This is a genomic window from Bradyrhizobium ganzhouense, from assembly GCF_049949285.1.
Taxonomy (GTDB): Bacteria; Pseudomonadota; Alphaproteobacteria; order Rhizobiales; family Xanthobacteraceae; genus Bradyrhizobium; species Bradyrhizobium ganzhouense.
The window spans coordinates 972,109-994,282 of the sequence record NZ_CP181318.1; the positions used below are offsets into that span (position 1 = coordinate 972,109).

The following is a 22,174-nucleotide window of genomic DNA, read 5'->3' on the forward strand; positions in this document are numbered from 1 at the left end:
CCCCCTCGACCTTGACGTGCCGGGCTTGTTGCTTTCGCGGAGATAGTGCGAGGTGGGCCGTTTTGTTCTGCTTAATGCGCTTGGGCGGGGCGCCAAAACCACGGGGCAGGCTGAACCGGGCCTGCCCAATTCGCGTAAAGTTTTACGAGTCGCCGGCTCAGAGGTGCCTCGATGCCGCAAACAGATTAAATTACAGGCAAAAATTGTAGGTGTGCCGATTCTGCACCTATGGCTAATGACCCGCTATTTCACGGGTTCTGTTAATTGGATCACAGATTTAACTCCGTATTTGCCGCAGGATGTTGCGGGGCACTACGAAGAAAAGATGACACAAGTATCTGTGGCCAGATCTGCACAGATAATTACTTTGAACGACTGGAAATGTGCGCAATATACCGGGTTTGACTTAAAAATATTCGAAAAAATACTTCAGCATATCTGTGGATGTCGCCATAGGCATAGTCGTGGGCGACCAAGTGATGCGAAATCACACAAGCAATGGACGGTTTCGCTAAGGACTTGGTAATGCTATGCAAGCTTAGGCGCTCGATACTTACTTAGATTTTAACCCTTTTTACGGTGCCCGGTTGAATTACGCTGGCAAATTTGACGCCGCGCTCTCCTTGGATGGCCAATTAGATGGCCAAGGTTCCCGTTCGCCGGGCTACGGCCATGTCGATTCCTTTACCGCCAAGGCGCATGGCCACGTGCCCGAAGGCGCGATCGTCATTGCCGACCCCAACCTGATCTTCAACGGCGAGTTCAAGCGCACGGGTGTCGATCTCGTGCTGTCGCACGATGGCCATGAGTTCGTCGTTCACGATTATTTCAGGGGTGACAAACGCGCGGCGATCGCCTCGCCCGACGGCGCCCATCTCACCGGCGACATCGTCAGCGCGCTCACGGGTTACGTCCAGGTCGCGCAGGCCGCGCCCGGCGCCGCAGCGGCGCAGGTCATCGGCCACGTCACCAAGCTGACCGGCAGCGCGACTGCGATCCGCAACGGCGTCTCGGTCATCCTGAACAACGGCGACAACGTCGAGAAGGGCGACGTGGTCTCGACCGGTTCGGATTCAACGCTTGGCGTCACCTTCATCGACGGCACCGTGTTCGGCCTGTCCTCCAATGCACGGATGGTGCTGAACGAGATGGTCTACGACCCCAACGGGTCGAACAATTCCTCGCTGCTCAGCTTGGTCGCGGGCACCATCACCTTTGTCGCCGGCGAGACCGCCAAGCACGGCGACATGAAGATCGACACGCCGGTCGCCACCATGGGCATCCGCGGCACGGCCGTGCTGACCGAGATCAACTTCGTCGTTCCCTCCGGTGGCGGCGATCCGCAGCCGCAGGCGAACTTCCAGGTGCTGGTCGAACCGAACGGCACCACCGGCTCCTACATCCTGTTCGACAAGCTGACCCTGCTGCCGATCGCGACGGTCAACCAGGCCGGACAGATGATCCAGATCAGCGGTGGCAACGTCTCGGTCACCAACGGGCTGCTGTCGCCGGAGGTGCAGAAGCTGATCACGGACGTGTTCACGCTGAAGTTCACGGACAACAACACCAACACCAAGCTGACCACGAACTTCACCGACACGATCACGCAGAACGGCAACATCGTCCTGATCAAGACGGACACCGGTGCCACCGCAACCGCGACCTTCACCAACACCGTCAACACTGGCAACGGCCCTGGGCAGGGCGGGGCGGACAAGGGGGTCGACCGCATTCCCGGCCCGCCGACTGCGCGCAGCCTCGATCTCAACGGCAACGTGACGTCGATATTCAAGCTGACCGAGCACGTTAACGCGACCGGTGACCGCGCGGACACTACATCCGACGCCGTGCCTCCCGACACGATCTCCGGCCGGATCACCTTCGTCGACCAAAACCTGGGCGACCGGCCGACGGTGTCGGTGAATCTCGCTCAAGCGCCGAACTTCGTCTACCAGAACGCTGGCCAGCAGGATGTCACCGGCTCGCTCACCGCGCTGCAGAGGCAGGACATCGCAGCTACGCAGATCCAGATCAGCGTTGTTCCCGATGGTGGCAACAACAACAACGGTTCTGCGGTCTGGACCTACACGATCCCCGACCACGTCTTCGACTTCCTCGCGGCCGGCGAAACGTTGACGCTGACTTACATCGTCAGCATCGACGACAATTTCGGGGTCAACCCTGAAACCACCACCATCCCCATCACCATCACGATCACGGGCACCAACGACAAGCCTGTGATCACCACCAGCGTCCCGACCATCACCTTTTCCGGCGGCACCAGCGTCCCGGGCGGCCCGCTCACCACCAAGGTGCCGACGTCAGGCACGCTGACCTTCACCGATGTCGATCTCACTGACACCCACACGGTATCGGTGTCCAAACTCAGCGCGGTTCTGCCAGGCGGCACCGTGCCCCAGAGCATCTACAACTTCTTCGCCAATGATCTCTCGGTCTCGATCGCGTCCGGTCATGACAGCACCGGGTCCGGCACCGGAACGATCAATTGGTCGCTCGGAGATATCCCGGTCTACCTCGCCGACTTCATCCCGAAGGGCCAGGTGCTGACCCTGACCTACACCGTGACGGTCAAGGATTCGCAGGGCGCGACCTCGGACCAGACCATTACGGTCACGATCACCGGTACTGACGCTCCTGCCGTGGTGTGGATCGCGACGAATGCTCCGGGAGCTCCTTCGGGGGGCTTCTGGAAGGACGGTGCGAATTGGGAAACCGGCAACGCGCCGGCGATCGGTGACGACGTCATCGTCATCACCGATCAGCTGCATGGGCTGACGCCGTCCTATCCCGTCACCATCGACGCAGCCGCGTACGCCAATTCGCTGACGATGAACGACTTCGACACCAACGCGGGCCATAAGGCCCCGGAAGTGATCAACAAGAGTTCGTTGACGATCGCCACGACGCTCACGCTCGGCGCCGATTCAAAGCTCACCAATCTGGCGGCAGGCAGCATCTCGGTCGGCGGCAAGGCCGAGTTTTCGGGCACGAGCGTGCTCGCGAATGCCGGGTACCTGACGCTTGCGCACGGCGGCGATTTCTCGAGCGGGACGTCGATCACCAATTCCGGCACGATCGAGCTGTCGGGCGGCACGCTGACGACGCTAACCGAAATCCACAATGCAGGCGGCACCCTCAAGGTCGATGGCGGCACGACGACGCTGATCGTCAACGCTGCGACGGTCGACGGCGGCACCGTCACCATTTACGGCGCGTTGGAGCTCGACGGCACCAGCCTGATCGAGAACGGCACGCTGAACAATTTCGGCGCGGTCAACGTCAAGGGAGCGGCGGAGTTCGCCAACGAAACCGTCGACAACAAAGCCAGCGGCGCGCTTGAGGTGTGGGCAGATCATGCGCTGACGATCGACCAGGGCTCTCGCGTCAACAACGCCGGCAACGTCAAGGTCGACGCCAGCGGCAAGCTGACCGTCAATGGCGCAACGATCGACGGTGGCGCGATCGCTGTCCTTCCCGGGACGCCGGTGGTCGACGGCAGTCCGGGCGAAGCCGGCGGTAGCACGATCATCTTCGTGACGCCGAGTATCGGCACGGTTACGAACAATGGCGAACTCGACCTCACTGGCAACGGAGTGCTCAGCAACGGGATCCTCAAGAACAACGGCACCCTCAATGTCAGCGGCACCGGCAATGCGCTGAACGGCGAAACGGTCACCAATGCTGGCACCATCGAGGTGCTCGCAGGCGCACTCGCCATCGGTCCGGGGTCTGTGGTCGACAATTCCAGCGGCAACGTCATTGTCGATGCCGCGTTGACCCTGAACGGCGCCACGATCAGCGGCGGCACCATCAACAATTATAGCAGTACGTCGGGCGGCACGATCGCCGTCACCGGCGACAGCACGATCGACGGCAATGCGGCGCTGAACAAGGGCGGTGTCAAGGTCGCGAGCGACGTCACGCTGACATTCGGCGATGCGACGGTGTCGTCGAGCGGCATCAACAATGGCGGCACCGTCAAGGTCGAGACCGACAAGAAGCTGACGCTTGTCGGCGCCAGCCTGACCGGCGGTGCGCTCACCGTCGCCGGGACGCTCGCTTCGTCCGGTACCACCACGATCACCGATGCCAATATCTCGAATACTTATCTGATCGATGCGATCGGCGGCCTCTTGACGCTGGCCGCGACGACGTCCGCGCCTGTGATCACGAATGACGGCGGCACGATCCGGGCCAACAATGCCGAGCTCGACATCAACGGCGAAGCCGTCACCAACACCGGGACGCTGGCTGCGATCAACGACGGAACGCTGAAGCTGATCTCGAACAAGGTGACCAATACCGGTGGTACCGTATCGGTCGAACTTGGCTCGACGCTCGATCTCTCCAGCGCAATCGTCAAGGGCGGCACGCTGACCATTGCCGGCGCGCTGCAATCCACCGGCACGAGCGCCATCACCGACGCCGACATCACCAACACCGGCACGATATCAATCACCAGCGGCACGCTGACGATCGATCCGATCGTGCTCCATACGATCACCAACAGCCACCTGATCCAGGCCAATGGTGGCGAGCTCGACTTCTCCGGCGAGCACATCGTCAACACCGCCGATATCAAGGCGATCGGTGGCGGCATCCTGAAGCTCACCTCGCTGGCCGTCGCCAACGACGGCGGAACGTTCACGGTCGACGGTACGTCGAAGCTCTATCTGACCGGCGTTTCGATCAATGGCGGCAGCCTGAGCAATTCAGGCATTCTCTACGGCGTCTCCGGCCCCAACGCGATCTCGGCCGGCGTCACCAACACCGGCACCATCGAGGTGCAGGCGGGTACACTGAACCTCTCCGGCGGTCTTACCGGCGCGGGTTCGCTGGTCATCGATGACGGCGCGACGCTGGAGCTCGCGGGGGCGACAGCGCAAATCGTGACCTTCGCCGGCGGCACCGATACGCTTCAGCTCGACAAGGTTGCCGGCCAGAGCTTTACGGGCACCATCGCCGGCCAGTCGTCGAACGGTGGCACGTTCACGATCACGGGCGCGGCCGATATCACGACGTCAAGCGGCGACGCGCTCGACTTCACGGCGTCGGGCGGCACGCTCGGCAAGCCCGCCGGCATCGTTCTCACGCCCACCGGCGCACTGAAGGGCACAGCCAATGGCGTCGTCGTCACCCAGAACGGCACCGGGGCTATCTCGCTGACGGCAACAAACGACATCACGGGTCTTGCCGGCAACGGCATCACGCTGCGTGATAGCGCGACCGGCGCCGGCGGTATCACGGTCAATGATCTCACCGGCAAGGCAACCGGTACCGGTGCGGATTCGGTCGGCGTCCTCGTCGAGAATTTGAACGCCGCCAATGCCGGTGGCATCTCGATCACCCAGCTCGGCGGCGCCGTCGGTGGCGCTTACGGCATCGATGCGACGACGCAGGGCGACGGCGACATCACCATCGACGCCGGCGGCAGCATCACCGGCAGCTCGATCTACGGCATCCGCGCGCGTAGTTACGGCGCGGGCAGCGAGACCGTCACCACTGAGGCCGGCAGCGTCGTCACGTCAGGCAGCTCCGGCATCGTTGCGGTCAATCGCGCGATGTCGCTCGATGCGTCATCGACCAGCACGATCACGGTCAATGCCCACGGCTCAATCAGTTCAGGCAGCAGCCTGAATCAGGGCGGCAACCCGCCGGCCGGCATCCAGGCCGGCTACGCCGGTGCGACCACCGGGGCCAGCGCCAACACCGGCGTCAACGGCACGGTCGTCGTCAACAATTACGCTAACATTACTGCTGCGGCCGGCTCCGGCATCGACGCCTATAATTACGGGAATGGCGACGTTACGGTGAACAGCTTCGCCGGCACGACGATTTCCGTCGCCGGCACCCAGAGCTACGGTATCGAGGCCTCTGCCCAGAGCGGCGGCACCGGCAACATCACGGTCACGCTGGGCGCGAACGTCACGATCTCGGGTGCGACGGCCTATGGAATCAAGGCCTACAGCATCGATGCAGGCAACATCAGTGTCACGGTCGCGAAGGGCGACAGCATCACGTCCGGCAGCTCGGGCATCGTGGCGGTCAACTACGCGACCGGGATCGGAAGCGGTCTGAACAGCACCATCACCGTCGAAGCGAATGGCACGATCCATTCCGGCGCGACGCTGAACAACGATGGCACCACGCCCGGCGCGATCATCGCCGGCTACAAGCCGGGCGGCACCGCGGCTTTCTCGAGCGCGGTCAATGGCGACGTCATCGTCGGCAGTGACGCGACGATCACCGCGGATGCCGGCTACGGCATCGATTCGTTCACCTGGGGCGCCGGCAAGGTTACGGTCACGACCGGCACGACCTCGCAGATCACCGCCGCTGGCACCGCGATCGGCGCCTTCGACCATGGCGGTGGCGACGTCAGCGTCACCAATGAAGGCTCCGCGACCGGCGCGGTCGGCCTGTCCGCCCTTGCCACCGGCGCGGGTAACGTCACCATCGTCAATGACGGCCACCTCACCGGAACGAGCTCGACCGGCATCACGGTCACGCAGGATGCAGCGGGCGCGACCGGCTCGACGCACATCACCAACACAGGCTCCGTGGTCGGCACCGACACAGGCTCGGTGATCGGCGCCGCCGGTCACGCGGCGATCTCCATTCAGGAGAACACGTACGGCACCGCGCTGATCGACAATTCCGGCACCATCGGGCCCGACTCCGCGAGCGTGACCTCGACGACCTATGCCATCTTCGAGACCGGCGGCGCCATCACGATCAACAACACCGGCCACATCAACGGCAACATCTCGGTCGCAAGCGCCACGTTCGACAACGAGGCGAGCGGCACCTGGACGGTCTCCGGCACCAGCGTGTTCGGAAACCTGTCCTCGATCGACAACGATGGCGCCATCGATCTGCTCGATGGTGCCTCGATTTCCGGGTCCGGGCTGAGCATCGACAATTCCGGCGAGATCTACAGCTGGGGCACCACGTCGATCACCGGCACCATCACCAACACCGGCGCCATCGAGGTTCACACCGGGACCCTGTCGCTGTTCGGTTCGCTGTGGGGCGCAGGCTCGGTCACCATCGACGCTGGCGCGACGCTCGATGTCGACGGCGCGGTTTCGCAGACCATCACTTTCTCCGGCGGCGGTGCCGAGCTCCAGATCGACACTACGAGCTTCGGCGGATCGGTTGCCGGCTTCGCCGCGACCGACAAGCTCGACCTGTCGACCATCAAGTTCGACGGGGGCACTTCGGCAACCTACGACCCCGAAACCGGCGATCTCGTCGTCAGCGATGCCTACGGCCACAGCATCACGGTGAAGCTCACCGGCGGAGATTACAGCAACGCGCATTTTGCCGGCAGCAGCGACGGCCATGGTGGCACGCTGATCACGTACAACGCCACGGACGACAAGCCGACCTTTACCGTCGCCGAGACCTCGCAGAGCGCAGTCGTGACGGAGCAGCCGAACCTCACCGGCGCCACGACGACGATGGACCAGTCGACGCCGACTGGCGGCACGATCCATTTCACCGACATCGACCTGACAGACCGGCCGACGGCGACGATCACCGACCACGCCGTGACCGGGCTCGCTGCCGATGGTACAACGCCTCTGACGCTGACGCCGGACGAGGTCACGGCGCTTGAAAACGCGCTGTCGCTTCAGCTGACCGGCAAGAACAACGGCGCCGTCAGCTGGATCTATTCGATCGCCGACAGCACGCTGGATTTCCTCGGCGAGGGCCAGACCGCGAAGGTGGTCTCCACCACTACGCTGGACGATGGCCACAAGACCGACACGGCTCAGGTCACGATTACGATCACTGGCGCCAACGACGCGCCGGTGATCACGACCGGGACCAACGACACCGCCAGCGCAACCCTGCCCGAGACCAATGCCGGGCTGACCAAAAGCGGCACGCTGACGGTGTCCGACGCCGACGCGACCGATCACGTGACGGTGGCGCTCGACCACGTCACCGTCTATCTCGACGGCGTCTTGCAGGCGGATGGGATCGACGGGCTGACGAACGCGGACCTGTTGAACTATCTGACCGTGCAGTCCGGCGACATCCTCAACGGCACCGCCACCCACGCCCAGTTCTCGTGGGACTTCAATTCCGGCAACCAGGCGTTCGACTTCCTCGCCGCGGGCCATACGCTCTCGCTGCAATACGCCATCGTGCCCAATGACGGCCACACGGCGACCGGCACCGGCAATGGCATCGTCACCATCAACATCGCCGGCACCAACGACTCCCCGACGCTCGACAACGCGACGCTGGCCTCGGTCGCCGGCAACGACAGCAATCCGGCCGGCGACACCGTCAGTCATCTCTTCGCGGGCAAGTTCCACGACGCCGACGATGGCGCGAGCCTGAAGGCCGTCGCCGTGACGTCGGACTCGGCTGCGACCACCGAAGGTGTCTGGCAATACGAAGTCGCCGGCACCCATCAGTGGGTCGATATCGGATCGGTCGGCGATACGCATGCGCTGGTGATGGGCCCCGACGCGCTGATCCGCTTCGTGCCGGCCAACGGCTACACTGGCACGCCCGATCCGCTGGGCGTTCACGCCCTCGACAATACCTACACCGGCGCCATCACGACCTCCGCGTCACCGGCGACGATCGACATCACCAGCATGAGCACCGACGGTACGGCCCCGGTGTCGAGCAAGGCCGCGACGATCAGCACGGATGTGACCGCTCCTGCCAGTGGCCCCGTCATCGACACCGACAATTTCGTTGTCTCGCACAATCACGACCTCAACACCGACACCATCACCAATCTCTCGGTCGTCGACACCGATTCCAACGCCTCGACGGATAGCTTCACGGTCACGGCGGAGGCCGCGAATTCGCCAGCTGGCAGCGTCGATCTGTCGCCGATGACCGGCTTGCTCGCTGACATCAACACGGCCTTCCAGAACGGTGTCACTTACACTCCCGGCTCCCCGCCGCCGGACACCGACCGGATCACGCTCACGGTGACGGATACGACCACCGGTCTCTCCGATACCGTCAACTTCATCTTCAACGAGCACGGCAATACGGAGAACGGCATCACGCTGACCGGCACCAGCGGGAAGGACGTCATCTTCGCGACGACGACCGGCGACACGCTGTCCGGTGGCGGCGGCAAGGACCAGTTCGTCTTCGCGCCGGGCTCGGCCGGGTATGACGACGAGGGGCATCCCGTCGCCGACTACGCCCACACCATCACCGATTTCATCGAAGGCATGGACAGGATCGACCTGCGCCAGTTCTCGGGCGTCAGCTCCATCAGCAACCTCAGCATCACCCAGCAGAGCGGCGATACGTTGGTTGCGTGGCAGCAGCAGCTTGGCACGGGCGTTAGTTCGGTCACGGAACATGAGTCGCTGCTGCTGAAGAACGTGATCACCGCAAATCTCAAGGCTAGCGATTTCATCTTCCACATCACCTGATGGCCGCCGGACTGGCGAACGGCTGGCCTGCTGGCGACCGGCGCGTATCTTGACCGCGGCAAAAAATCCATAATTCTGCGCTACCAGGGAATGGCCAATCGCGCGCCGACGCTCCATGATCGGTCCGAGTATGTGACGCGCGGCAGGAAGCTCGATTGACATGAAACGTCTCAAAATCCTGCGCCGATGGTTTACGCGAAGATTCGGCTTTGCGCGGCTGGTGTGCCTTGCGCTGCTGATCGTATTCGCGGGCTTGCGCGTCTGGGATCCGCCGCCGGTCCAGGAATTGCGTCTGCGCACCTTCGACCTGTTCCAGCTGGTCGATCCCCGTCACAAGGCGGCGCGGCCGGTCACCATCGTCGACATCGACGACAGGAGCCTCGCCAGGTTTGGCCAGTGGCCATGGTCGCGCACGCGGATCGCGGACATGATCATCAACCTCACCAACAACGGTGCGGTGGCGATCGGCTTCGACGTGGTGTTCTCGGAACCAGACCGGCTCAATCCGGATCTGGTCGCCAACCAGATGCGCTATCTGGACGACGTCACCCGCACCAAGCTACGCGAGCTGCCGAGCAACGACCAGATCCTCTCGGAAGCGATCAAGCGGTCGAAGGTGGTGCTGGGCGAGACGGGACAGACGGCGATAACGTCGGAGATCGACAAGACGCTGCCCTTCACCGGCGTCGCGACGGTCGGCGAGGAGAATGCCGAGAAATTCCTGTACGAATTTCCCGGCCTGTTGCGCAACGTGCCAGTGATCGAGAAGGTCGCGGCCGGCCGCGGCCTGTTCACGATCAAGACCGAGCGCGACGGCCTGATCCGGCGCGTGCCGATGATCATGCGGGCCCAGGGCACTATCATGCCCTCGCTCAGCCTCGAGATCCTGCGGGTCGTCACGGGAACGCCGACGCTGCTGGTTCGTACCGACAAGACCGGCATCCGCGCCATCCGCCTCAAGGGCGTCGAGATCCCGACCGACAAGAACGGCCAGCTCTGGGTGCACTACGCGCGCCAGGACTCGTCGATCTACGTCTCCGCGGCCGACGTTCTCGACAATACGGTGCCGCCGAACAGGATCGCCGGCAAGCTCGTGCTGATCGGCACCTCCGCGGTCGGGCTGAACGACCTCAAGACCACGCCGGTGTCCTCGACCATGCCGGGTGTCGAGATCCATGCCCAGGTACTCGAAAGCGTGCTGAGCGGCGCGGTGATCTCCCAGCCGAACTACGCGCTCGGCGTCGAGCTGCTCGCCGCGCTGATCATCGGCGTCCTCGTCATCATCTTCACGCCGAATCTCGGGCCGGTGCGGCTGGTGCTCGCGGGCGCGATGTTTGCCGCGGTGCTGGTCGGCACGTCCTGGTTCTTCTACTGGAAGTACCGCTACCTCATCGATTTCACCTATCCGCTGTTGTCGACCACCGCGATCTACCTGACGTTCATCTTCTCGAGCTTCGTGCGCGAGCAGCGGCAGCGCGTGCAGATCCGCGGCATCTTCGCGCAATATATGTCCCCGGTGTTGGTCGAGCAGCTCGCGCAATCTCCGGAGAAAGTCGTGCTCGGCGGCGAGGAGCGCGAGCTGACGATCATGTTCTCCGACGTGCGCGGCTTCACCTCCATCTCGGAAAGCTACAAGCACGATCCGCAAGGGCTCATCACGCTGATGAACCGCTTCCTGACGCCGCTCACCGACGTCATCATCGAAGAGAAGGGCTACGTCGACAAGTACATGGGCGACGCCATCATGGCGTTCTGGAATGCCCCGCTCGACGATGCCGAGCACCAGGTCAACGCCTGCGAGGCAGCGATCCAGATGCTCGAGAAGATCGACGTCGTCAACAAGGAGCGCGAGCAGGAGGCCACCGATGGCGGCCATGTCTACATCCCGCTCAACGTGGGCATCGGCCTCAACACCGGCATCGGCGTGGTCGGCAACATGGGCTCCGATCTCAAGAAGAATTATTCGGTGCTCGGCGACAGCGTGAACCTGGCGTCGCGCCTGGAAGGCCAGACCAAGGAGTACGGTTTTCCGATCATCGTCGGCTCCCGCACGGCGCTCGCCGCCAAGGACAAGTTCGCGATCCTCGAGCTCGACTTCATCATGGTCAAGGGCAAGACCGAGCCGGAGGTGATCTATGCCATCGCCGGACGCGAGGATGTGATGCAGTCAGCCGCGTTCCAGCGCCTGCGCAACATCACCATCGAGATGCTTGGCTGCTATCGCAACCGCGACTGGCAGGGCGCACTCGACGCCATCGAGCGCGGCCGTCGCAGCGAGGATGCCGACACGCTGGATAAGCTGTTCAAGCTGTACGAAGCGCGCATCAAGGAGTTCAAAGTCAATCCGCCGCCGGAGGGCTGGACGGGCGCGTATGCGCTGCTGACGAAGTAGGGATGCGGGAGACATTCCAGCTGCTGCCTCAGTGATGGTGTCGTCCCGGCGCAGGCCGGGACCCATACTCCGCAGCAGAAGTTATTGCGCGAGATCGGAGTTGGCTGTCGTCGCCAAACCCAATTTCGTGGGTATGGGTCCCGGCTTTCGCCGGGACGACAGTGTCGTTTGACGCAGGCAGGCCTGCCGCCTCACTCCACCCCGATCGTCGTCAGGTCCTGGAACCAGTGCTGCGCCTGCACGAACTGCTTCACCTTCGGCGACAGCGCGTGCGGGTTGGTGTCGTGGACGACCCAGACCAGCACGGCGTCATCGACGATCAACGCATGCGCCTGGGCGATCAGATCGTCCTGCTTGGCGGTGTCGAAGGTCTGCTTGGCCTCGTTGATCAGCGCGTCAACCTTCGGGTTCTTGTAACCGCCCCAGTTGACGCCGACCGGCGCGATCTGGTCGGAGGCGAAGAAGCGGACGATGGCGTAGAGCGGATCTGAAGTGACATAGGCGATGTTGTTGGCGGTGATACCGGCGTTCATCTCGTCGGCCGCGCCTTTGCGCCAATGCGTATAGAGCGTCTCGAGCTCGACCACCTTGAAGTCGATGTCGATGCCGATCTCCTTGAAACTCTGTTGCAGGAACTCGTTCATCGGCAGCGACAGCATCTGACCGGTGCCGCCCTGCGCGATGATGAACGTCGTCTTCAACGGTTTTGCCTTGGAGTAGCCGGCCTCCTCGACCAGCTTCTTGGCGGCAGCGAGATCATACTTGATGTCGAAGCTCGGCTTGCCGAACCACGGGCTCGACGGGTCGACCTGGCCCTTGGCCGGTTTGGCGAGGCCATTCATCAGGCCGACGACCTCGTCACGGTTGATCGCGAGGTTGAGCGCCTTGCGCAACCGGATGTCGGTCCAGGGCGAGCCCGGCAACACGCTCAGATGATAGTTCCAGACATGCGGCGTGACGTTGTCGACGATCTTCATGCCGGCCGCTTTCAGCTGCGGCACGGCATCGGGCGCCGGCGTCTCGATCAGATCGACTTGCCCTGCGAGCAGTGCATTGGTGCGCGTCAGCGCCTCCGGCATCGGCACCAGCACGATCTTGTCGACCTTCGGAATGCGCTTGGCGTTCCAGTAGTCCGGATTCCTGCTGAGCTCGGCGAGCTCGCGCGGCACCAGTTTTGTCAATTTGAACGGTCCGGTACCGGAGGGCTGGCTGGCGAACTTGTCCCAATCCTTGCCGAGCTTGTCATATTGCGCCGGGCTCGACACCAGGAACCACAGCATTTGATAGGGAAAGAAGGAGTCGACCGTCTTGGTCGTGATCTCCACGGTGAAGTCGTCGATCTTGGCGTAGCTCGCGACGGAAGGCAGGCGGGTCTTCACCTGTGCGCTCTGCCGCTTGTCGAATTGCGGCGCCTTGTCGTTCAAGACCTTGTCGAGATTCCAGATCACCGCGTCGGCGTTGAACTCGCTGCCGTCGTGAAACTTCACGCCCTTGCGAAGCGCGAAGCGCCATTTGGTCTTGTCGGTGTCATCAACCTTCCATTCGGTCGCGAGGCCCGGCACCAGCTTGCCCGGGCGGTCGGCGACGTCCATTTCCCACGCCACCAGCGGATCGTAGATCGTGTACGCCGTGAACTGATAGGCGCCGGCGCCGCGATCGGGCTGGCCCGTCGTCAAAGGAATGTCCGCCATCGAGATGCCGTAGCGCACCACCGTTTCAGCGCGCGCCGGGATTGCGAATGACGCCAGCGCAAGCACGGCGAGACAAGTCGATAATCGGATACGCATGGCCCAAAGCTCCCAGGGAAAAGTCAGGGCCAAACTTGCAATCTTGATGCCAGAATAGGCAGCGCGGCTGCTCTGCCTTCCCGCGATCACAAGGACTTGTCGTCGCAGGGCTAATTTGCAGAATGAGTTTCTCCTTGGCATAGCCATTGCATACGTTTGCATCAAAATTAATCATCGAAAGCCGGAAGAGGACTAAGGCGATGCTTATCAAGACAACGACCCGCGCGGCGCTGATTGCTGCGCTGGCCCTGACGACCGCGGCCGCGTGGCCGCGCGCGGCCAGCGCCGAAACCGTGCTGCGCATCGGCATGACCGCTGCCGACATTCCGCGCACGCTCGGCCAGCCCGATCAGGGTTTTGAAGGCAACCGCTTCACCGGCGTCACCATGTATGACGCACTCACGGGGTGGGATCTGTCGTCGGCCGACAAGGCCAGCGTGGTGATCCCCGGGCTTGCCACCGAGTGGAAGGTCGACGATGCCGACAAGACCAAATGGACCTTCAAGCTGCGTCCCGGCGTCACTTTCCATGACGGCACGCCGTTCAATGCCGATGCGGTGGTCTGGAACGTCGATAAGGTCCTGAAACAGGACGCACCGCAATTCGACGCCAGCCAGGTCGGCGTCACGGCGTCGCGCATGCCGACGCTGGCGTCTGCAAAGAAGATCGACGACATGACGGTCGAGCTCACCACCAAGGAGCCCGACAGCTTCCTGCCGATCAACCTCACCAATCTGTTCATGGCGAGCCCGGCGAAGTGGCAGCACTTCTACGACAAGGCCGAAGGCGCCGACGCCAAGGCGAAGTCGCAGGCCGCCTGGACCGCCTTCGCCAAGGACGCCGCGGGCACCGGCCCGTGGAAGATGGCGAGCTTCACGCCGCGCGAGCGGCTCGAGCTGGTCAAGAACGCTGACTATTGGGACAAGGCCCGCGTACCCAAGATCGACAAGATGGTGCTCTTGCCGATGCCGGAAGCCAACGCGCGCACCGCAGCGCTGCTCTCCGGACAGGTCGACTGGGTCGAGGCGCCGGCGCCCGACGCGCTGCCCGAGCTCAAGCAGCGCGGCTTCAAGCTCTATGCCAACGAACAGCCGCACGTCTGGCCGTGGCAGTTCTCGCGCGTCGAAGGCTCGCCCTGGAACGACATCCGCGTCCGCAAGGCCGCAAACCTCTGCGTCGATCGCGAAGGTCTCAAGGACGGACTGCTTGCAGGGCTCATGGTGCCGGCGACCGGCACCTTCGAGCCCGGCCATCCCTGGCGCGGCAAGCCGGCCTTCGAGATCAAGTACGACAAGCCGGCTGCGCAAAAGCTGATGCAGGAGGCAGGTTTTGGTCCGAACAAGAAGCTGACGGTGAAGATCCAGACCTCTGCATCAGGGTCTGGCCAGATGCAGCCGCTGCCGATGAACGAATATCTCCAGCAGGCGCTCGCCGAATGCTATTTCGACGTGCAGCTTGACGTCATCGAGTGGAATACGCTGTTCACCAACTGGCGCCGCGGCGCCAAGGATCCCAGTGCCAACGGCTCGAACGCGACCAACGTCACCTATGCGGCGATGGACCCGTTCTTCGCGCTGGTGCGCTTCCTGCAATCGAGCATGGCGCCGCCCGTCTCGAACAATTGGGGCTTTATCAACAACCCCAAGTTCGACGAGCTGGTGAAGAAGGCGCGGCAGACCTTTGATCCCGCCGCGCGCGACGCCGCGCTCGCCGAGCTGCACGCAGCTTCCGTCGACGACGCAGCCTTCCTCTACGTCGCCCACGACGTCGGCCCGCGCGCCATGAGCCCGAAAGTCACCGGCGTCATCCAGCCGAAGAGCTGGTTCATCGACTTCTCGCCGATCTCGATGCAGTAGTGAGGCGAGCACGCTGGTAGGGCTCCCCTCCCCCTTGCGGGGAGGGGTTGGGGAAGGGGGGTCACACGGGCGGTCCCTGTGTGGCCACCCCTCTCCCTAACCCTCCCCCGCAAGGGGGGAGGGAACCCTCTCATCGCGCGTCCCTTACTGCAGCCCGCGCACCAATCGTGCGACATCACGTCAGGTCAACCAGTGCTCGCCTACATCGCCAGACGCATCGTCTATGTCATCCCGATCGTCATCAGCGTGGCGCTGGTGTGCTTTCTGCTCGTACACATCACGCCGGGCGATCCGCTGGTCGCGGTGCTGCCGGCCGATGCCTCGCAGGAGCTCGCCGCGCAGCTTCGCGCCGCCTATGGTTTTGACCGGCCGCTGCCGGTGCAGTTCGGTCTCTGGCTGCTGCGCGCGCTGCATGGCGATCTCGGCAATTCCATCGCAACCGGGCGCCCCGTGCTCGCCGAAGTCATGCGCGCGGTCGGCAACACCGTCACGCTGGCAATTGCGGCCGCCATCATCGGCTTCACCATGGGCATCCTGCTCGGCCTGATCGCCGGCTATTTCCGCGAGACCTGGATCGACAAGGTGGCAACGTCCTTTGCCATCGCCGGCGTCTCGGTGCCGCATTACTGGCTCGGCATGGTGCTGGTCATCATCTTCTCGGTGGAGCTGAACTGGCTGCCCGCAGTCGGCGCCGGGCCGAACGGCTCCAGCTCCTGGGCCTGGGACTGGGCGCATCTGAGATATCTCGTGTTGCCGGCGATCACGACGTCGGTGATCCCGATGGGGATCGTCACCCGCACCGTGCGCGCGCTCACCGGCGATATTCTCAGCCAGGATTTCGTCGAAGCGCTGCGCGCCAAAGGCCTGCATGAAACCGGGGTGTTCCGCCACGTCATCAAGAATGCCGCGCCGACCGCGCTCGCCGTAATGGGGCTTCAACTCGGCTACATGCTCGGCGGCTCGATCCTGATCGAGACCGTGTTCTCCTGGCCGGGCTCGGGCTTCCTGCTCAACTCGGCGATCTTTCAGCGCGATTTGCCGCTGCTGCAGGGCACGATCCTGGTGCTGGCCCTGTTCTTCGTCTTCCTCAATCTGCTGGTCGACATCGCGCAAGCCGCGATCGACCCGCGCATCAAGCGGGGCTAGCGATGAGGTGCCACACATTCAGTGTCGTCCCGGCGAAGGCCGGGACCCATAACCCCAGTAAGCGGTTGTGGAACGTGACGGCAACCACGAGTCCTCGTCAAACCATCATTCGTGGGTATGGGTCCCGGCCCCTCCGTGCGCAATTGCGCACTAGGCCGGGACGACGTTGGAAATTGCGCCAATGAGCGAGCTTCCGCTGTCCGCGACCGCCGACGCCGCGCTTCAGGCCGCGCCCGCCACCAAAGCGCGCGGCTATTGGGCGACCGTTGGACGCCGTATCGCCCGCGACAAGGTCAGCATGGCCTGCGCACTCGTGCTGCTGCTGATCTTCGTCTCCGCCATTCTGGCGCCGTGGCTCGGTCTCGAAGATCCCTACAAGGGCTCGATGATCCGCCGCCTTCGCCACATCGGCACAGTCGGTTATCCCCTCGGCACCGACGAGCTAGGCCGCGACATGCTGGCGCGGTTGATCTATGGCGGGCGGCTGTCGCTGGTCATCGGCATCCTGCCGGTCATCCTCGCCTTCTGCATCGGCACCTCGCTCGGCCTCGTCGCCGGCTATGTCGGCGGCAAGCTCAACACCGCGATCATGCGCACGATCGATGTGTTCTACGCCTTCCCCTCCGTGCTGCTGGCGATCGCGATCTCCGGCGCGCTGGGCGCCGGCATCCTCAACTCCATCGTGTCGTTGACCGTCGTGTTCGTCCCGCAGATCACCCGTGTCGCCGAAAGCGTCACCACCGGCGTGCGCAACATGGATTTCGTCGAGGCCGCGCGCGCCTCGGGTGCGGGGCCGTTCACCATCATGCGCGTGCACATCCTCGGCAACGTGCTGGGCTCGATCTTCGTCTATGCCACGAGCCTGATCTCAGTCTCGATGATTCTGGCGGCAGGTCTCTCCTTCCTTGGCCTCGGCACCAAACCGCCCGAGCCGGAATGGGGCCTGATGCTCAACACCTTGCGCACAGCGATCTACGTCAATCCCTGGGTTGCAGCATTGCCGGGCGCGATGATCTTCGCGGTCTCGATCTGTTTCAATCTGCTTTCGGACGGCCTGCGCAGCGCCATGGACATCAGGAACTAGGCCATGAGCGAGACCAACACCTCAGTCGCCATGCTGGAGCCGGTCGAGGACATCGGCGGCGTCGCGCAGCCGCTGCTCCAGGTCAACGGCCTGACAAAACATTTCCCGGTGCGTGGTGGGCTGTTCGCCGCTAAGCGCACCGTGCGCGCCGTCGACAACGTCTCCTTCTCGGTCGCCAAGGGCGAGACGGTCGGCATTGTCGGCGAATCCGGCTGCGGCAAGTCGACCACCGCGCGGCTCCTCATGCATCTGATGCCGCGCGATACCGGCGCCATCATCTATGACGGCATGACCGTCGGCCAGTCGCTGTCGCTGCGGGAACTCCGCCGCGGCATGCAGATGGTGTTTCAGGATTCCTACGCCTCGCTCAATCCGCGCCTGACCATCGAGGAATCGATCGCCTTCGGCCCGAAAGTGCACGGCATGGCCGATGGGGCAGCACGTACGCTGGCACGCGAGCTGCTCGGCAAGGTCGGCCTGCGTCCTGAAAACTTCGCCAACCGCTATCCGCACGAGATCTCCGGTGGCCAGCGCCAGCGTGTCAACATCGCGCGGGCCTTGGCGCTGTCGCCGCGGCTGGTGATCCTGGACGAAGCCGTCTCCGCGCTCGACAAATCCGTTGAAGCGCAGGTGCTCAATCTGCTGGCCGATCTCAAGCGCGAGTTCGGCTTGACCTATCTCTTCATCAGCCACGACCTCAACGTCGTCCGCTACATCAGCGACCGCGTGCTGGTGATGTATCTCGGCGAGGTCGTCGAGCTCGGCCCGGTCGACCAGGTCTGGGATCAGCCCGCGCATCCCTATACGCGTGCGCTGCTGGCTGCGATGCCGTCGTCCGATCCTGATAGCCGCACCGAGAAGCCGCCGATCTCGGGCGATCCGCCCAATCCGATTGATCCGCCGTCGGGCTGCCGTTTCCACACGCGCTGCGCGTTTGCGGAGCCGCTCTGCGCAAATGCTGCACCAAAGCTCACGGCCGTGGATAGAATGGGCCACGAAGCCGCGTGCTACATGGCGATACCGGGTTCAGGCCATAGCCGCGCGCCGGGAGAGGACATCGCATGACGAGACCAACGACAAAAGAGATCCAGGCGACGGCGCAAGTCGCCGGTATTCCCGTGAACGACGAGATCGCGACGCGCATCTCCAATTCCATCGGGCCCGCATTCGAAGGCTTCGCCGCCATCGCCGGCACGCTGCCGTTCGACCTCGAGCCTGCGCTCTATCCGCTCGCGCAGACGCAGAAGGTGTCGAAATGAGCACTGAGCCTGCCTTGATGACGCTCACCGAGGTCGCGCGTGCGATCGCGATGAAGCAGGTATCCTCGCATGAGGTGACGCGCGCGCTGCTGCACCGCATCGCGCAGTGGCAGCCGCATCTCAACGCCTTCATGTCGATCGAGTCGGAGGCGGCGCTGAAGGCGGCCGATGTCGCCGACGCCGACCTCGCCAAGGGCACTGTCCGCGGTCCGCTGCATGGCGTGCCGCTCGCGCACAAGGACATGTATTACGACGCAGGCCACGTTGCGACCTGTGGCTCGCTGATCCGCCGCGATTTCGTGCCGACGGTGACATCCACGGCTTTGCAGCGCTTGAAGGACGCCGGCCAGGTTCGCCTCGGCACGCTGCATCTGGCCGAGTTCGCCTATGGCCCGACCGGCCACAACGCCCATTACGGCGCGGTGCGCAATCCCTGGAACGTCGCGCATATCACCGGCGGCTCGTCATCAGGCTCCGGCTCGTCGGTCGCGGCGCGGCTGACTTATGCGGCGCTGGGCTCGGACACCGGCGGCTCGATCCGCATGCCCGCGCATTTCTGCGGCGTCACGGGGCTGAAGACCACGGTCGGTCGCGTCAGCCGCGCCGGTGCGATGCCGTTATCGCAATCGCTCGACACGGTCGGCCCGCTCGCGCGCACCGCCGAGGACTGCGCGCTGCTGCTGGCGCTGATGGCCGGTCCGGACCGCGAGGATTCGACCACAAGCCACGAGCCGCTGTCGGGCTATGTCGCGGCGACCAAGGGCTCGCTGAAGGGCCTCAAGATCGGCGTGCCTGCGTCCTTCTATGTCGACGATCTCGATAGCGAGGTCGCGCGCGTGCTGGACGAGACCATCGCGGTGCTCAAGCGCGAGGGCGCCGGCATCGTCAGGGTCGAGCTTCCGGATCAGCGGCAATTGTCGTCGGCAAGCCAGCTCGTGCTCGCGGCTGAAGCTGCCGCCTTCCACAAGCGCTGGATGATCGAGCGGCCGCAAGACTATGGCTCGCAGACACTGATGCGGCTTCAGAACGGCCTCGCCGTTCCCGCCATCACTTATCTCGAGGCGATGCGCTGGCGTGGCCCGGCCCTCGCCGCGCACAATGCGGCCGCGGCAGGCGTTGACGCGATCATCGCACCGGCATCGCCCATCCCGGCGCCGACAATCGAGGAGAGCGATGTCGGCGGCGGGCCGAACGCGCCGGCGCTGTTGCAGCGGCTGACGCTGTTCACCCGTCCGGTGAATTTTTTGGGCCTGCCGTCGCTCACCGTTCCCTCCGGCTTCACCAGGAGTGGCCTGCCGATCGGCATGCAGCTGATCGGCCGCTCCTTCGATGAAGCGACCTTGCTCACCATCGGCGCCGCCTTCCAGCGCGTCACCGATTATCACGACCGGGTACCCAAACTGCCGTCATGACACAGCTCGTCGAGATCTCAGGCCTCAACATCCGCTTCACGGGCGAGCGCACGGTCTATGCCGTGAACGATCTCAGTCTCTCGCTCGGTGATGGCGAGGTGCTGGGCCTGCTCGGCGAGTCCGGTTCGGGCAAGAGCGTGACCCTGCGTGCGCTGATGCGGCTGTTGCCGAAGAAGCGTACGCAGATCTCCGGCAAGGTCAACGTCATGGGCCGCGACGTGCTCGCAATGAACGACGAGGATCTGTCGGCGTTCCGCGGCCAGACTGTGTCGATGATCTTTCAGGAGCCGGCGCTGGCGCTCGATCCGGTCTACACCATCGGCGCGCAGATCGCCGAAAGCGTCGTGCGTCACGAAGGCAAGTCTCATGCAGAGGGGCGCGCGCGGGCATTGGAGATGCTCGAAATCGTGCGCATCCCGTCTGCAAAGCGGCGGCTGGACGCCTATCCGCACGAAATGTCCGGCGGCATGCGCCAGCGCGCGATGATTGCGCTTGCGCTCGCCTGCCGGCCCAAGATTTTGCTCGCGGACGAGCCGACCACCGCGCTCGATGCCACCGTGCAGATCCAGATATTGCTGCTGCTGCGCGAGCTGCAACGCGAGTTCGGCATGTCCGTCATCTTCGTCACCCATGACATCGGCGTCGCCATCGAGATCTGCGACCGCGTTGCGGTGATGTATGCCGGCCAGATCGTGGAGCAGGGCACCCTGCGCGACATCGTCCGCTCCCCGGTCCATCCCTACGCCAAGGGCCTGCTCGCCTCCACGATCCACGGCGCAAAGCGGGGCGCCCGCCTGGAGACCATCCCCGGCACCCCGCCATCGCTGTCTGAGAAGCCCCACAACTGCTCCTTCGCCCCCCGCTGCAAGCTCGCCGAGCCGCGCTGCCTGGAGCAATTGCCGCCGAGTGTCGAAGTCGGCCCCGGCCGGGCCGCGAGGTGTGTGCTGGCGGAGCCGGTGGCGGCGATCTAATTCGTTCGTTGTCCAGCTGAAGTCCATCCCTGCGCACAACTGCGCTCCCTCCGCCCGTGCGGGGGAGGGCGGGGGAGAGGGGTAGCCACGAACTCAGACCTCGCTTGCGGCCACCCCTCTCCCTGCCCCTCCCCCGCAAGGGGGGAGGGAATAAGGGTTCAGCGCGTCCCTAACGTCGTTTGCGGCTTCTCGGAAAATCCCCTTCGCCAGCATGCCGTTGTCACGATCCACCGGGCGCGTCGCGGCGGGGCCGTTCTACTGTGCATGGGGTTGTTTTCGCGATTTTTGTCTGAGCCGTCCGTCCGGGAACACTATTCAGACCCCATTCATCCCGATTGCGGTTCCATGCCGGCGTTCACGGAGAGGGACTTCATCTTATGTATATTTCTGGTCAAAGCCTTATCGTCATCCTGTTCGTCGGCCTGGTTGCCGGCTGGCTCGCTGGCAAGGTTGTGCGCGGCGCCGGGTTCGGCATCATCGGCGACATCGTGATCGGCATCGCCGGCGCGTTCGTTGCGACGTTCCTGTTCCCGAAGCTCGGCATCCATATTGGCGTCGGGCTGGTCTCTGAGATCATCTATTCCGCTATCGGCGCCATCATCCTGCTGCTGGTGGTCCGGCTGATCCGCGGCGGCGGCCGGTTCTAGCGGTTCGACCGATCGGAACCTTCCGCCTCTCCCCCGTGACCTGGGGGAGAGGCGCTTGTTGCTATAAAAAGCCGCAAAGACTGTGAAATACCGGACTTGCGGATCGGGCTGTCCGCGGTAGATGTGACGAGGGCCCGGATTAATTCGGTTGCGTTGCACACGGGAAGAACCCGATAT

The 22,174-nt window shown here is 63.7% G+C and carries 12 protein-coding genes; 11 read left to right on the top strand and 1 reads right to left on the bottom strand.

The annotated features are described in order from the left end of the window. Positions 1–52 precede the first annotated feature (52 nt). The 3 genes from ACLFLU_RS04535 to ACLFLU_RS04545 all read left to right on the top strand — a co-directional run bounded on the left by ACLFLU_RS04535 (position 53) and on the right by ACLFLU_RS04545 (position 11,835). Positions 53–526 (top strand): hypothetical protein, encoded by a 474-nt coding sequence (locus ACLFLU_RS04535; protein ID WP_426411143.1) that lies wholly within the window; start codon positions 53–55, stop codon positions 524–526. Positions 527–623: 97 nt separating this feature from the next. Next, positions 624–9,443, top strand: a complete 8,820-nt coding sequence (locus ACLFLU_RS04540) for a VCBS domain-containing protein (protein ID WP_426411144.1) — start codon at positions 624–626, stop codon at positions 9,441–9,443. Between the two features lie 160 nt (positions 9,444–9,603). Continuing rightward, positions 9,604–11,835, top strand: coding sequence for a CHASE2 domain-containing protein (locus tag ACLFLU_RS04545; RefSeq protein ID WP_426411145.1), 2,232 nt, complete (start codon positions 9,604–9,606; stop codon positions 11,833–11,835). Positions 11,836–12,026: 191 nt separating this feature from the next. On the opposite strand, the gene ACLFLU_RS04550 is transcribed toward ACLFLU_RS04545, so the two are convergent. Next, a complete protein-coding gene (locus ACLFLU_RS04550) occupies positions 12,027–13,622 on the bottom strand; it encodes an ABC transporter substrate-binding protein (protein ID WP_426411146.1) in 1,596 nt (531 codons plus the stop codon). A gap of 200 nt (positions 13,623–13,822) precedes the next feature. Between ACLFLU_RS04550 and ACLFLU_RS04555 the strand changes: the two genes are divergently transcribed. From ACLFLU_RS04555 to ACLFLU_RS04590, 8 genes are all read left to right on the top strand, one after another. Then, positions 13,823–15,478: an ABC transporter substrate-binding protein gene (locus tag ACLFLU_RS04555; RefSeq protein WP_426411147.1), complete on the top strand. Its 1,656-nt coding sequence runs from the start codon at positions 13,823–13,825 to the stop codon at positions 15,476–15,478. 192 nt (positions 15,479–15,670) lie between these two features. After that, the gene (locus ACLFLU_RS04560; RefSeq protein WP_426411148.1) at positions 15,671–16,624 is read left to right on the top strand and encodes an ABC transporter permease; all 954 of its coding nucleotides are present in this window, start codon (positions 15,671–15,673) and stop codon (positions 16,622–16,624) included. Between the two features lie 181 nt (positions 16,625–16,805). Beyond that, positions 16,806–17,708, top strand: coding sequence for an ABC transporter permease (locus ACLFLU_RS04565; RefSeq protein WP_426411149.1), 903 nt, complete (start codon positions 16,806–16,808; stop codon positions 17,706–17,708). Between the two features lie 3 nt (positions 17,709–17,711). Beyond that, positions 17,712–18,773: an ABC transporter ATP-binding protein gene (locus ACLFLU_RS04570; protein WP_426411150.1), complete on the top strand. Its 1,062-nt coding sequence runs from the start codon at positions 17,712–17,714 to the stop codon at positions 18,771–18,773. Next, positions 18,770–18,967: a hypothetical protein gene (locus ACLFLU_RS04575; protein ID WP_148754995.1), complete on the top strand. Its 198-nt coding sequence runs from the start codon at positions 18,770–18,772 to the stop codon at positions 18,965–18,967. Before ACLFLU_RS04570 ends, ACLFLU_RS04575 begins: the two co-directional genes overlap by 4 nt. Next, complete coding sequence (locus tag ACLFLU_RS04580) at positions 18,964–20,379, top strand: amidase (protein ID WP_426411151.1); 1,416 nt, start codon at positions 18,964–18,966, stop codon at positions 20,377–20,379. Before ACLFLU_RS04575 ends, ACLFLU_RS04580 begins: the two co-directional genes overlap by 4 nt. Next, positions 20,376–21,350 carry an ABC transporter ATP-binding protein gene (locus ACLFLU_RS04585; protein WP_426411152.1) on the top strand — a complete coding sequence of 325 codons (975 nt, stop codon included), beginning with the start codon at positions 20,376–20,378 and terminating at the stop codon, positions 21,348–21,350. The genes ACLFLU_RS04580 and ACLFLU_RS04585 overlap by 4 nt, the downstream gene beginning before the upstream one ends. A gap of 377 nt (positions 21,351–21,727) precedes the next feature. Then, on the top strand, positions 21,728–21,997 hold the full coding sequence (locus tag ACLFLU_RS04590) for a GlsB/YeaQ/YmgE family stress response membrane protein (RefSeq protein ID WP_426411153.1): 270 nt from the start codon (positions 21,728–21,730) through the stop codon (positions 21,995–21,997). The last annotated feature ends 177 nt before the right edge of the window (positions 21,998–22,174 follow it).